We start from the raw sequence: 12,775 nt of genomic DNA on the forward strand, positions 1-12,775 counted from the left end.
GGGTGCGAGGGTCTTTCATTCTATTGCCTTTGGGCTAATGCTGCTGGTCATGCAATTTGACTTGACGGCGGCGCTGTCGGCGGCGCATATTTGAAATCGATTTCATAAAGGGGAATTCGATGGGCGAGCCGGTACGTTTCGATTCGGGTGCGGGGGCGGACATGCCGCGGCAGGCTGCACAGGCGCGGCCGGACATGGCGGCCGGCGCCCGGCCGCCGCGCGTGATCGCCATCGACCTGCTGCGCGGCCTCGCCGTGATGGGCATGATCATGGTCGCCTACGCGGGCGGCTGGGACCACCGCTTCACGTTCCTGACGCATGCCGACTGGCGCGGCTTCGCCATCGCCGACATGATCTTTCCGGCCTTCCTGTTCTGCGCGGGCGCCGCGCTGCCGTACGCGCTGGGGCGCCGGGCGGGCGAGGGCAGGACGGCCCTCGTCGGCCACGTGCTGCGCCGCGCGGCCGCGCTCATCCTGCTGGGCGTGTTCCTGAACCTGCTGCCGGGCTTCGACTTCGCGCACGTGCGCCTGCCGGGCATCCTGCAGCGCATCGGTCTGTGCTACGCCATCGTGGGCACCGGCTGCGCGCTGGCGCTGCGCCGCGGCGGTTTGTCCGTGTCCGCCCTGGTGACGGCCAGCGCCGTGCTGCTGGCGGGCTATGCCTGCCTGCTGCTCGCGTGGGAGGCGCCGGGTTGCGGCCGCGCCTGCTTCGACTCCGCCAACGCGCTGCCGGCCGTCGTCGACCGCGCCGTGTTCGGCGTGCCGCACCTGTGGCCGTGGGGACGGACGGGCGACATCGTCACCTACGATCCGGAAGGGCTCGTCGCCACGCTGGGCGCCCTCGTCAACGTGCTGCTGGGGGTGACGGCGTCCGTCCTGCTCATGCGGTCGCACAAGCGTGCCACGCTGACGGCCCTCGCCGTCGCCGGCGTGCTCTGCCTGCTGGCCGGTCTCCTGCTCGATCCGCTCATCCCGGTCGTCAAGAAGCTGTGGACGCCCAGCTTTGCCCTGCTGTCGGGCGGCTTCACGCTGCTGGCCCTGCTCGTCCTGATGCGCCTCGCGCCGCCCGGCCGGGAGGCGCCCGCGTGGACCCGGCCGGTGCTGGCGTTCGGCACCAATGCGACGCTGGCCTTCGTCGGCATCACGCTGATCGATACGGCGATGCAGCTGCCGCTGGGCGCGCGCAGCGGGCACGACCTGCTGGCGGGATGGCTGGCGCGCGCGATCCCGGAGCCGCGCGTCGCCTCGGCCGCGTATTCGGCCCTGCTGCTGTGTGTGCTCGGGGCGGGGCTGTGGCAGTTGTACAAGCGGCGCATCGTCATCCGGATCTGACAAAACGGCGTATGCTGGCGGTCACTTCAACCGGAGCCAGGCAAATGACGCGTTTGACCGCAGCGGATTTCGACCCCGAGGTATTAAAGCTGTTCGACGGCTATGTGCATGGACGCGTGTCGCGCCGGACGATGGCCTTCTTCAAGGCGAAGCTGGCGTAGTGGAACGGCTGGCCGAACTGCGGGCGCTGATCGCGTCCGACGCGCGGCGGATGCGCGTGCTCCACATCGTGCGCGACCTCGGCCTGCCCGATTGCTGGGTCGCGGCCGGGTTCGTGCGCAACCGCGTGTGGGATCATCTGCACGGGCGCGCGGCGTCGCCCTTGTCGCACGATATCGACGTGATCTGGTTCGACCCGCAGACGTGCGATGCGGGGCGCGACGCCGCGCTGGAGGCGGCGTTGCGGGACCGGGACGGCACGCTCGCGTGGTCCGTCAAGAACCAGGCGCGCATGCATGTGCGCAATGGGGACAGCCCGTACCGCTGCGCCATCGACGCGATGCGGTACTGGCCGGAGACCGCGACGGCCGTCGGCGTCCGTCTAGATCCGCGGGGCGAGATCGAGGTCGCGGCGCCGCTCGGGCTGGACGACCTGTTCGGGCTGATCGTCCGGCCCACCGTGCGGTTCGTCGCGGAGAAACATGACGTTTATCTTGACCGCGTCCGCTCCAAGAACTGGCCCCACGACTGGCCCGGCCTGCGCTTTTCCCGCTAACCGAAAATTCGGGTCAGAAATTCGGGGTCAGAGCACTTTTGCTCGTAAATTCGGGGTCAGAGCACTTTTTGGAGCAATGTCTGGACCGCATTTTATCGGCAGAGGTCCCCATGCCCGTAGTGGTGCCGACCGGGATTGCGTCGGAAACGTGCGCTTGCTGAATCCCAAGATCAATTGATCGAACATTCGCTCTGACCCCGAATTTATGCTCTGACCCCGAATTTGGATGGAAAAACAAAAGGCACCCGAAGGTGCCTTTGTCGTTGGCCGGCAGGATGGCTTATACGTAAGCCGCCAGCGCGGTTTTCATCTTTTTCAGCGCGGCCGATTCGATCTGGCGGATGCGCTCGGCGGACACGCCGAATTCCTCGGCCAGCGTGTGCAGCGTGGCGCCGGAACCGTCGTCGTTGGCCAGCCAGCGCGCTTCCACGATGCGGCGCGAACGCGGATCCAGTTTCGACAGGGCCGTTTCCAGGCCTTCCGATTGCAGGCGCACCTTTTCTTCGCCTTCCAGGACCTTGGTCGGTTCCTGCTGGTCCGACGACAGGTAGGCGATCGGCGAGAATTTGTCGTCCTCGTCGTCGGTCGGCGCTTCCAGTGCGATGTCGCGGCCGGACAGGCGCGTTTCCATCTCGATCACTTCTTCGCGCTTGACGTCGAGCATCTTTGCCAGATCGTCGACTTGCTGCGGCGACATGGCGTCCAGGCCCTGCTTGTTGCTGCGCAGGTTGAAGAACAGCTTGCGCTGCGCCTTGGTCGTCGCAACCTTGACCAGACGCCAGTTCTTCAGGATGTATTCGTGCATCTCGGCCTTGATCCAGTGCATGGCATAGGACACGAGGCGTACACCCTGGTTCGGGTCGAAACGCTTGACTGCCTTCATCAGGCCGATATTGCCTTCCTGGATCAGGTCGGCGTGCGGCAGGCCGTAGCCCAGATAGCCGCGCGCGATCGACACGACCAGGCGCAGGTGCGACAGCACCAGTTTCTGTGCCGCGTCCAGGTCATTCTTTTCCTGCAGCCGCGTTGCCAGCGAAACCTCTTCCTCGTGGCTCAGCATCGGCAGACGGTTGACTGCCGAGATATAGGCGTCGATATTGCCGAGATTGCCATTGAAGCCCAGCCCCAGAGCACGACTGCCGGCCGGGACCAATGCGGATTGTGCGGACATAGTCACTCCCTCTGTTTAAGCTGCTGCATCGTCTCGCCATCTCCAGGGCCCCGAAGGCGCCACCGGCTGGCTTGCGTCGGGATGCTGACGGTGCTATCAAAACCATTTCCCGCGATAGTCTGACGTAATATTAGCACTCTCTCGAGGTGAGTGCTAGGCGCCACCATATTCCTGATGGCGTGTTTAAGTTTCAGTAAAGTATTGCTATCAGGAATCAAAAAACCGGTTCGATTCAACTGTAGAGCAGGTACGAGCAATTTGGTTGATAGGGATCAAATATGGCGCTCGTATCGTTTGAAATTTGTAGAAGACAGATTAGGCGACCCGTGATGCACCTTCTGTTGGATGCCGCACGTTGCCTTGTAGGCGCATGCCTCGCCTGCGCTGCTGGATTAGACTGGCCAGCAGCGGACGGGTTCACGGGACGGCAGCCTATTGCGCGCTTTAAATCGGCTGAACGGCGGCCCAAGTGGCGGGAAGACGGTCGAAACTGTCAAGCCATGGAGGAAGCTTTGGGTCAAGCCAGCCGATCACCTCGACACCTTTATCGTGCAGGTCGATCAGGGACGGGCTCAGCCAAAGTAGTTGTTCATGGTGGAAAACACGGTTTCTCAACTCGCGGATCTGGTTGAGTGCGGATGAAATAGTGTGGCGCTGGCGCTTGGGTTTTGGACAGCGCGGAAAAACCAGGCGCAGGTCTTTCCATAGGATAGCCTGGAACTGGACGTTGAATAGAGAACTCCAGAAACCAAAGGGCAGCTCGGCAATGATTTTGTCCGGCGTGAGCGCTTCGGATCGGCGCTGCAATTTTGCTTTCGCATTGCTCACCTCGCGCACTTGCCAAGCGAATGACGGGTCGTCGATCCAGACCTCCCGCCAGTCCGCGCGTTTGTACAGGGCTGCCAGACGCTGGTGGGCACCATTTTTTAAGGCGATCTCAAGCACGTTCAGCACGGGCATCGTCGCTTCTGCCAGGAGCATATTGTTCACATATGCTCTCGCTGCCCTGATGTCGTCACCGTTACACGAGGCACGATAACGTCCCAGCCGTGCCACAGAGAAGTGTTTTTCGAGGTCGCTCCAGTCCATGGGGCATCATCTTTGATGATCGGTGCGTACGATGATATACTGCGGATGCAGCCCTAGGTTTTGTCCTCTCCCGGCCTCCATACCGGTGATGACGCTAGGTCAGTTTTTGGTCCCGTTCTGCGGGACCACCCCGGATTCGACACAAACCCGCCCCCGTGGCGGGTTTGTTTTTTGCAGACGACCTGACGCAATCAGTTCAAGCGCGCCAGATGCCTCTGCACCGACAACATGGCGCCGACGAGCCCCAGCCCCGCGCTGATCGCCAGCAGTGCCGCCATGTCCAGCGGCGGCAGCGGGTTCAGCTGGAAGTCCGATGCGTACAGGCGGGCGAACTCGGCGATGGCCGTGTTCAGCGGACGCAGCGCCAGCGCCACCGCGCCCAGCGCCACGCCGCCCGCACACAGGCCCAGCAGGGCGCCCGTGTAGTAGAACGGGCGGTGGATGAAGTTGTCGGTCGCGCCCAGCAGTTTCGACACGGCGATTTCTTCGCGCTGCGTCAGCACCTGCAGGCGGATCGTGTTGAACACGACGGCGATGACGACGACGCCCAGCGTGACCGCGAGCAGCAGCAGCGCCAGGCGCAGCACGCCCAGCAGGGCGGCCAGGCGCTTGACCCAGGCCGAGTCGACCTGCACGGCATCGACGCCCGGCAGGGCGCGCATCTGCTCGGCGAGGCCGTCCACGCGCGCGGCGTCGGCACGGCTGGTAAAACCTTCGAGCTTCATCACATAACTGTCCGGCAGCGGATTGTCGCCCAGCGTGTCGATCACGTCGGTCAGGCCGCTCTTTTCCTTGAGGCTGGACAATGCCTGCTCGCGCGGCACGAAGGTGATTTTCGCGTGGGTGCCGCGCAGGATCTGGCGCAGCTGCGGCGCCAGCGCCTGGGCCTGGTCGCGCGGGGTGTCGGCCTTGACGAACAGGCTGAGTTCCGGATCGACGGACAATTCTTGCGACAGGGGCCGGACGTTGTCGAGCAGGGTCACGCCGGCGAAGGGCAGGGCGAGCGCGACGGCGATGACGAGCACGTTGAACAGGAAGCTGCCCGGCGCCTTGCGCACGTGCGACAGCGCGGCGCCGAGGGCGAAGCGGTGCTGGCGGAACCAGACGTTCATGCGGCACCTCCGGTCACCTGGCCATGTTCGATGCGGATCACGCGCGCGGCGCGGTCCAGGATTTGGTCGTCATGGCTGGAGATGACGCAGGTCACGCCGACGGCGTGAAACGCATGCAGCGCGTCGATGACCCGGTCGGCCGCGGCGCGGTCCAGGTTCGCGGTCGGCTCGTCGGCCAGGATGATCTGCGGGCGGTTGACGATGGCGCGCGCGATCGCCACGCGCTGCTGTTCGCCGCCCGACAGTTCCATCGGCAGCGCCAGCGCGCGGTCGAGCAGGTCGACCTTGTCCAGCGCCGCGCGGGCGCGCTGCTCGGCCTGGGCGCGGGTCGCGCCGGTGACGATCAGCGGCAGCATCACGTTGGCCAGCAGGTGGCGGTCGTTCAGCAGGCGCTGGTTCTGGAAGATCAGGCCGAGGTTGCGGCGCAGGAACGGAATGCCGGCCCGGCGGATGCGGCCGACGTCCTGCCCGTTCACGATCACGCGGCCGGACGTGGGGCGCTCGATGGCGGCCACCATCTTCATGAGGGTGGACTTGCCGGCGCCGGACGGGCCGGCCAGGTACACCAGCTCGCCCTTGGCGATGTTCAGCGACACGCCGGACAGCGCGAGCGTGGCGGCGGAATCCGAGTACTTCTTGGAGACGGACTGGAATTCGATCATCGTGCGTTTATCCCAGCAGCGCCTCGGCGAATTCTTCGGCGCGGAAGGGTTGCAGGTCCTCCAGCTTCTCGCCCACGCCGATGAAGTACACCGGCACCGGACGGGTGCGTGCGATGGCGGCCAGGATGCCGCCCTTGGCCGTGCCGTCCAGCTTCGTGATCACGAGGCCGGTCAGCTGCAGCGCGTCGTCGAACGCCTTCACTTGCGCGAGCGCGTTCTGGCCCGTGTTGCCGTCGATGACGAGCAGGATCTCGTGCGGCGCATCGATCATGCCCTTGCCGATCACGCGCTTGATCTTCTTGAGTTCTTCCATCAGGTGCAGCTGGGTGGGCAGGCGGCCGGCCGTGTCCACCATGACGACGTCCACGCCGCGCGCCTTGCCCGACTGGACGGCGTCGAACGCGACGGCCGCCGGGTCGCCCGAAGCTTGCGAGATCACGGTGACGTTGTTTCTCTGGCCCCAGACCATCAGCTGTTCACGCGCGGCGGCGCGGAACGTGTCGCCGGCGGCCAGCAGCACGGATTGGTCGTGGCGCTGCATGTGCTTGGCCAGCTTGCCGATGGTGGTCGTCTTGCCGGCGCCGTTGACGCCCGCGATCATCATCACGAGCGGCTCGTGGCGGCCCAGTTCGAGCGGCTTTTCCAGCGGACGCAGCAGGTCGACCAGCAGGTCTTTCAACGCCACCTTGACGGCGGCGGCGTCCAGCAGTTTTTCCTCTTTGACCTTGCGCCGGAGGTTGTCCAGCAGGAATTGCGTCGCGTCCATCCCGGCGTCCGACATCAGCAGGGCGGATTCGAGTTCCTCGTACAGGTCTTCGTCGATGCGCGCGCCGACGAACAGCAGCGACAGATTGCTCGACGTCTTGGCGAGGCCGGCCTTCAGGCGCGACATCCAGGAGCGCTTGGCTTCCGCTTCGCTGACGGGGCGTTCGGCCGTCTCGGGGAACAGCTGGCCTTCGTAGCCGGTCGGAGCCTGCGCCGGGGTCGGGGCCGGGGTCAAGGCTTCCGCTGCGGGCGCGGCCGGCGCTTCCTCGGTTGCGCCGAACAGGCGGCGCAGGAAACCCGGCTGCTCGGCCGACGGCTCGGCCTGCGCGTCGGCGGTCGAGGCGGCAGCCACTGCGGGTTCGACCGCAGCCGGTGTCTCGGCTTCAGGTTTTTTCTTTTTGAAGAAACTAAACATTGTGTATTCGGGAGGGCGGCGGTGTGCCGGATAGGGTCGCGCGTATTCTACCAGAGCGGGCCCGGTTCTCCTTGCTGGGTAACCGGAAAGCAATCCCAGCCGGCGGCCGCAAGTTTCGTTTGACGTGCGTCAGCTCGGCCATACTGTGGCTAGAATACAGCTCAACATTGTCATTCCGATCATTGTGCTGGAATTCAGCGCGTAAGCGGTGTAGATTGTGGACACCTACAAAACCATGCGTCACACAGAGACGATCGTGAACGTTTCCAGGTTTCTCAAGAGGCTCATCGTCGGCGATCACGTGGTCGGCAGTTCGGCGGCGCCGTTGCGCAACGTCGTCGTCTGGCTCTTCATCGCCCTCGTCGCCCTGTTCCTGACCCATCCTTCCAGCCCGGTCAGCGCCTTCGACGCGCCCGTGCCGTGGCCGGCCGAGCTGGGGATCGACGGCAACCTCGTCATGTAATTCGCCACGCCGGTGGCGCCGCTGGTATCCTGTCGTTTCCCAGGGACATCTTTGCATAGCGGCGCCATGAAACACCGACTTTTTCTGTTCGACCTCGACGACACCCTGCTCGACTTCAAGGCTTCCGAACAATTGTCGTTCGACTGCACGATGCGTGTGCTGGGCCTGGCCACGCAGCCCGACGGGCTGTTCGAGCGCTACCAGGCCATCAATATCGCACTCTGGAAACGCTTCGAGACGGGCGGCGTGTCCAAGGACGTGTTGAAAGTGGAACGCTTCCGCCAGACCTTCGACGCCAGCGGGCTCGACCTCGACCCGGAAGCGGCCAGCCGCCTGTACCTCGATTCGCTGTCGGACACCGTCGTCCTCATCGACGGCGCGCGCGAACTGTGCGCGACATTGGCCGCCATCGGCGAAGTGGGCATCATCACGAACGGCGTCGAGCAGATCCAGCACCGCCGCATCGTGAGCGCGGGCCTGCGCGACCACGTGTCGTTCGTGGCCACGTCCGAGGCGTGCGGCCACGCCAAGCCGGACCGCCGCTTCTTCGAATTCACCGTCAAGATGGCGCGCGCCTTTTCCCATGCGGAGACGGTCATCGTCGGCGACCGCCTCGACGCCGACATCCTCGGCGCCAACCGCTTCGGCATCGAAAGCTGCTGGTTCAACCCGGCCGGCCTGGCCAACCACACGGAGGCGCTGCCCACGTTCGAGGTGGCGCGCCTGCACGACGTCGTCCCCGCGCTGCGCGGCCTGGCCGTGGCTTGAGACTCAGCCGGCCTTCGCGGCCTTCACGGCCTGCGCGTTGCGGCGAATGGTGTCCAGCGTGGCGCCCGGCGTGATCAGGTTGCCGTCGTAGCGCAGCTCGATCAGCGCCGGCAGCTTGCGCGTGCGCGTGAACTCGACGGCGCGCGCGAGGGCCGGGCCGAATTCGGCCGTCGTCCCGACCGCCTCGCCGTGGCCGCCGTACGCTTGCGCCAGCGCCGCGAAATCCGGATTGTGCAGCTGGGTGCCGGACACGCGGCCCGGATACTCGCGTTCCTGGTGCATGCGGATCGTGCCGAACATGCCGTTGTTGAAGACGAGGAAGATGACGCCGGCGCCGTATTGCACGGCCGTCGCCAGTTCCTGGCCCGTCATCATGAACTCGCCGTCGCCGGCAAACGTCACGACGGTGCGCTCCGGCTGCACGATCTTGGCCGCGACGCCGGACGGCACGGCGTAACCCATCGCGCCGCTGGTCGGCGCCAGCTGCGTGCGCATGGCGCCGTAATGCCAGAAGCGGTGCGCCCACGTCGCGTAGTTGCCGGCGCCGTTCGTGATGATCGTGTCGCGGGGCAGGGCCGCCTGCAGCTCCTGCACCATCTGCCACAGGTCGAGAGGCGCGGTGCCGTCCTTGAAGATGGCGGGGCGTTCCTGCCAGGCGCGCAGCTCGGCCTTCGCTTCCTCGACCGTGTGACGCCAGGCCGACGCGTCGACCGGTTCCATCGCTGCCAGCATGCCTGCCGCCTGCGGGGCGCCGCTGGCAATCATCAACTCGGCCTGGTAGACGCTGCCCAGTTCTTCCGGATCCGGATGGATGTGCACGAGGCGCTGGCGCGGCACGGGAGATTCCAGCAGCGAGTAGCCGCTCGTCGTCATCTCGCCCAGGCGCGGTCCGAACGCGATCAAGACGTCGGCTTCCTTCACGCGCGCGGCCAGCTTCGGATTGATGCCGATGCCGACGTCCCCCACATAGTGCGGATGGTCGTTGTCCAGCAGGTCCTGGAAGCGGAATGCGCAGGCGACGGGCAGCGCGTTCGCTTCGGCGAATCGTTGCACGTCGGCGCAGGCATCGTCCGTCCACGTGCCGCCGCCCAGCAGCAGCAGCGGTTTTTTCGCCTGCGCCAGCATGGCGCGCAACTGGCCGATCTGCGCGGCGGACGGCGCGGCCTGCGTCGGCTGGTAGCGGCGCGTGTCCGCCACTTCCGCGCGCGCCACGAGCATGTCTTCCGGCAGCGCGAGGACGACGGGGCCCGGACGGCCGCTCGTCGCCACCTGGAACGCGCGCGCCATGTATTCGGGGATGCGCTCGGCACGGTCGATCTGCGCGACCCATTTCGCCATCTGGCCGTACATGCGGCGGTAGTCGATTTCCTGGAACGCTTCGCGGTCCATGAAGTCGGTGCCGACCTGGCCGATGAACAGGATCATCGGCGTGGAATCCTGGTACGCCGTGTGCACGCCGATCGAGGCGTTCGTCGCACCGGGCCCGCGTGTGACGAAGCAGATGCCGGGCTTGCCCGTCAGCTTGCCGTAGGCCTCGGCCATGAACGCGGCGCCGCCTTCCTGGCGGTTGATGACGAAGCGGATGTTCGAGTCGTGCAGCGCGTCCAGCACGTCGAGATAGCTTTCGCCGGGCACGCCGAAGGCGGTGTCCACGCCGTGGACCTGGAGCGCATCGACCAGGATCTGGCCGCCGCTGCGGGAGGGGTGCGTCATGGTGAGGTCATCCTTATCAAGATGGAATCCGGGCATTCTATGCAAGTCGCCCGGCACTGGCTTTTGAAATAGCGACACGGCCTTTCACAAAAGGCAGCGGCGCATCCTATATAATGCTTCCCGTGAAGCAGGCCAGGCAGCCGCTGGTCCACGCCGCAAGGTCGTGGGCGGGAGGAAGGTCCGGACTCCACAGAGCGGGGTGACGGTTAACGGCCGTCCGTCGAAAGCCCGGCGCAAGCCGGGTATAAGGCGAGGAATAGGGCCACAGAGACGAGCGTATTAAGTTACGGTGAAACGCGGTAACCTCCACCTGGAGCAATTCCAAATAGGCACGCGTTGAGGTTGCTCGCGGAGCGTGCGGGTAGGAAGCTTGAGCGCCGGAGTAATTCGGCGCCTAGAGGAATGGCTGTCATAGCGTCCGCAAGGGCGTTACACAGAATCCGGCCTATCGGCCTGCTTTACACATTATTCGAGTCCCCGGGGAGAACGACGATGCACTACATCCTCGCCCTCGACCAGGGCACCACCAGTTCGCGCGCCATCCTGTTCGACCGCGAGGGCCAGGTCGTGCGCATCGCCCAGCAGGAATATCCCCAGCATTTTCCGCAACCCGGGTGGGTCGAGCACGACCCGCTCGACATCTGGAACAGCCAGCTCGCCTGCGCCCGCCGGGTGCTCGCGGACGGGGCCATCGACCCGGCCCACGTCGCCGCGATCGGCATCACCAACCAGCGCGAAACGACGGTCGTGTGGGACCGCCGTACGGGCGAACCGCTGTGCCACGCCATCGTCTGGCAGGACCGGCGCACGGCCGAACTCTGCGACGATTTGCGCGCGGCCGGCAAGGCGCCTCTCATCCAGCGCAAGACGGGCCTCGAACTGGACGCCTATTTTTCCGCGACCAAGCTGCAATGGCTGCTGACCAACGTGCCGGGCGCGCGCGCACGCGCGGAGCGGGGCGAACTCGCGTTCGGCACCGTCGACAGCTGGCTCGTGTACAAGCTGACGGGGCGCCACGTGACGGACCCGGGCAACGCGGCGCGCACGATGCTCTTCAATATCAACAGCCTGCGCTGGGACCCGGAACTGCTGTCTCTGTTCGGCGTGCCGGCCTCGATGCTGCCGGAAGTCGTGCCCAGTTCCGGCATCGTCGCGCAATCCGATCCGGCCTGGTTCGGGCGCGCCATCCCCATCGCGGGCATCGCGGGCGACCAGCAGGCGGCCACGTTCGGCCAGGCCTGCCACCAGCGCGGCATGGTCAAGAATACGTACGGCACCGGCTGTTTCATGCTGATGCATGCGGGCAGCACGCCGCCGCAATCGCACAACCGCCTGCTGTCCACCGTCGGCTGGACGGTCGGCAGCCATACGGACTACCTGCTCGAAGGCAGCGTGTTCATGGGCGGCGCCACCGTGCAGTGGCTGCGCGACGGCCTGGGCATCATCAAGCAGTCGGCCGACGTCGAGGCGCTCGCTTTGTCGGTACCGGACAGCGGCGGCGTGATGCTCGTGCCGGCCTTCGTCGGCCTGGGCGCGCCGCACTGGGACGCGTATGCGCGCGGCACCATCGTCGGCATGACGCGCGGGACGACGGCCGCCCACATCGCGCGCGCCGCCGTCGAAGCCATCGCCTACCAGAGCGCGGAACTGCTGGCCGCCATGCAAAAGGATGCCGACTGCGTCGTGCACGAGGTGCGCGCGGACGGCGGCGCCGCGCGCAACGACCTCCTGATGCAATTCCAGGCCGACCTGCTGGGCGTGCCCGTCGTGCGCCCGCAGGTGACGGAAACGACGGCCCTCGGCGCCGCCTGCCTGGCCGGGCTGGCCGTCGGCTTCTGGTCCTCGCGCGAGGAAGTCGCGGCCCGGTGGAAGAGCGAGCGCAGGTTCGAACCGCAGCTGCCGGCCGCGCGCCGCGACGAGATGATGGCACGTTGGTCGCGCGCGGTCGCGCATGCGCGCGCGTGGGCGGCGCCGGACCGCGACTGACCGCCACCCGTGCGGCCGCGCTTGCGCGGATGGGGCACAATCGGCCGGACATCGACCGATTCCTCGTGACCGGAGGCGCCTTGAAAATCCTGAAGGGTTTCTTTTCGACCGCGCACGCGCTGCTGGGAATCCTGTTCGTGCTCGTCTCCGTGCTGATCACCGTGCTGGCCGTGCAGACGGGGTGGAAGGCCGTCGGTGCCGACGCCGAGGAGAGCGCCGAAATGGCCATCGAGGCGATCGGCCTGCTCGCCATCGCCGTCGTCTCGCTGCAGATCGCCCAGACCATCACCGAGGAAGAAGTGGTGCGCGACGCGCACATCAGCGCGCCCACGCGCGTGCGCCGCTATCTGTCGCGCTTCATGGTCGTCGTCGTGGTCGCGCTGTCGATCGAGGGCCTGGTCGGCACGTTCAAGGCCTTGCACGAGGAACCGGAACTGCTGCCGCACGCCGCGTCCGTGCTGATCGCGGCCGGCGTGCTGATGGCCGGCTGGGGCGCGTTCATCCGCCTGAACAAGGCGGCCGAGGAGCTCGAGCCGGAAGCGATGAAGGCGGCCAAGAGCGAGGATGCGAAGGTGGAAGAATAGG

General features: G+C 66.0%; 13 protein-coding genes and 1 other RNA gene. 8 read left to right on the forward strand and 6 right to left on the reverse strand.

All coding sequences use genetic code 11. The annotated features are described in order from the left end of the window. The first annotated feature begins 119 nt into the window (after positions 1–119). The 3 genes from ISF28_RS06695 to ISF28_RS06700 are packed head-to-tail and all read left to right on the forward strand — an operon-like array spanning position 120 to position 2,046. Positions 120–1,331, forward strand: a complete 1,212-nt coding sequence (locus ISF28_RS06695; RefSeq protein WP_198116382.1) for an acyltransferase family protein — start codon at positions 120–122, stop codon at positions 1,329–1,331. Between the two features lie 44 nt (positions 1,332–1,375). After that, positions 1,376–1,492, forward strand: a complete 117-nt coding sequence (locus tag ISF28_RS31370; RefSeq protein ID WP_441295205.1) for a hypothetical protein — start codon at positions 1,376–1,378, stop codon at positions 1,490–1,492. A gap of 50 nt (positions 1,493–1,542) precedes the next feature. Then, positions 1,543–2,046, forward strand: a complete 504-nt coding sequence (locus tag ISF28_RS06700; RefSeq protein WP_229518914.1) for a nucleotidyltransferase family protein — start codon at positions 1,543–1,545, stop codon at positions 2,044–2,046. A 280-nt stretch (positions 2,047–2,326) separates the two neighbouring features. Here the strand turns inward: ISF28_RS06700 and rpoH are convergent, their stop codons facing one another. The 5 genes from rpoH to ftsY all read right to left on the reverse strand — a co-directional run bounded on the left by rpoH (position 2,327) and on the right by ftsY (position 7,260). Next, positions 2,327–3,217 (reverse strand): RNA polymerase sigma factor RpoH, encoded by an 891-nt coding sequence (gene rpoH, locus ISF28_RS06705; RefSeq protein WP_198116384.1) that lies wholly within the window; start codon positions 3,215–3,217, stop codon positions 2,327–2,329. Between the two features lie 444 nt (positions 3,218–3,661). Continuing rightward, positions 3,662–4,306, reverse strand: coding sequence for a hypothetical protein (locus ISF28_RS06710; protein WP_198116385.1), 645 nt, complete (start codon positions 4,304–4,306; stop codon positions 3,662–3,664). A gap of 191 nt (positions 4,307–4,497) precedes the next feature. Beyond that, positions 4,498–5,418 carry a permease-like cell division protein FtsX gene (gene ftsX, locus ISF28_RS06715; RefSeq protein WP_198116386.1) on the reverse strand — a complete coding sequence of 307 codons (921 nt, stop codon included), beginning with the start codon at positions 5,416–5,418 and terminating at the stop codon, positions 4,498–4,500. After that, positions 5,415–6,080 (reverse strand): cell division ATP-binding protein FtsE, encoded by a 666-nt coding sequence (locus ISF28_RS06720; protein WP_198116387.1) that lies wholly within the window; start codon positions 6,078–6,080, stop codon positions 5,415–5,417. Before ISF28_RS06720 ends, ftsX begins: the two co-directional genes overlap by 4 nt. A 7-nt stretch (positions 6,081–6,087) precedes the next feature. Next, entirely contained in the window at positions 6,088–7,260 is a 1,173-nt protein-coding gene (gene ftsY / locus ISF28_RS06725; RefSeq protein WP_198116388.1) for a signal recognition particle-docking protein FtsY, read from the reverse strand. Positions 7,261–7,516: 256 nt separating this feature from the next. Between ftsY and ISF28_RS06730 the strand changes: the two genes are divergently transcribed. Together ISF28_RS06730 and ISF28_RS06735 are read left to right on the forward strand one after the other, a co-directional pair. After that, positions 7,517–7,723 (forward strand): hypothetical protein, encoded by a 207-nt coding sequence (locus ISF28_RS06730; RefSeq protein ID WP_198116389.1) that lies wholly within the window; start codon positions 7,517–7,519, stop codon positions 7,721–7,723. Positions 7,724–7,789: 66 nt separating this feature from the next. Further along, positions 7,790–8,491, forward strand: coding sequence for a YjjG family noncanonical pyrimidine nucleotidase (locus ISF28_RS06735; RefSeq protein WP_198116390.1), 702 nt, complete (start codon positions 7,790–7,792; stop codon positions 8,489–8,491). Positions 8,492–8,494: 3 nt separating this feature from the next. On the opposite strand, the gene ISF28_RS06740 is transcribed toward ISF28_RS06735, so the two are convergent. Further along, complete coding sequence (locus ISF28_RS06740) at positions 8,495–10,204, reverse strand: thiamine pyrophosphate-binding protein (RefSeq protein WP_198116391.1); 1,710 nt, start codon at positions 10,202–10,204, stop codon at positions 8,495–8,497. Positions 10,205–10,328: 124 nt separating this feature from the next. Between ISF28_RS06740 and rnpB the strand changes: the two genes are divergently transcribed. The 3 genes from rnpB (at position 10,329) to ISF28_RS06755 (ending at position 12,774) form a co-directional block, all read left to right on the forward strand. Next, positions 10,329–10,668: RNase P RNA component class A (gene rnpB, locus ISF28_RS06745), an RNA gene on the forward strand. A gap of 28 nt (positions 10,669–10,696) precedes the next feature. After that, positions 10,697–12,190 (forward strand): glycerol kinase GlpK, encoded by a 1,494-nt coding sequence (glpK, locus tag ISF28_RS06750; RefSeq protein WP_198116392.1) that lies wholly within the window; start codon positions 10,697–10,699, stop codon positions 12,188–12,190. Between the two features lie 80 nt (positions 12,191–12,270). Then, complete coding sequence (locus tag ISF28_RS06755; protein ID WP_198116393.1) at positions 12,271–12,774, forward strand: hypothetical protein; 504 nt, start codon at positions 12,271–12,273, stop codon at positions 12,772–12,774. The last annotated feature ends 1 nt before the right edge of the window (position 12,775 follow it).

Source organism: Massilia rhizosphaerae, assembly GCF_016093545.1.
Taxonomy (GTDB): Bacteria; Pseudomonadota; Gammaproteobacteria; order Burkholderiales; family Burkholderiaceae_D; genus Telluria; species Telluria rhizosphaerae.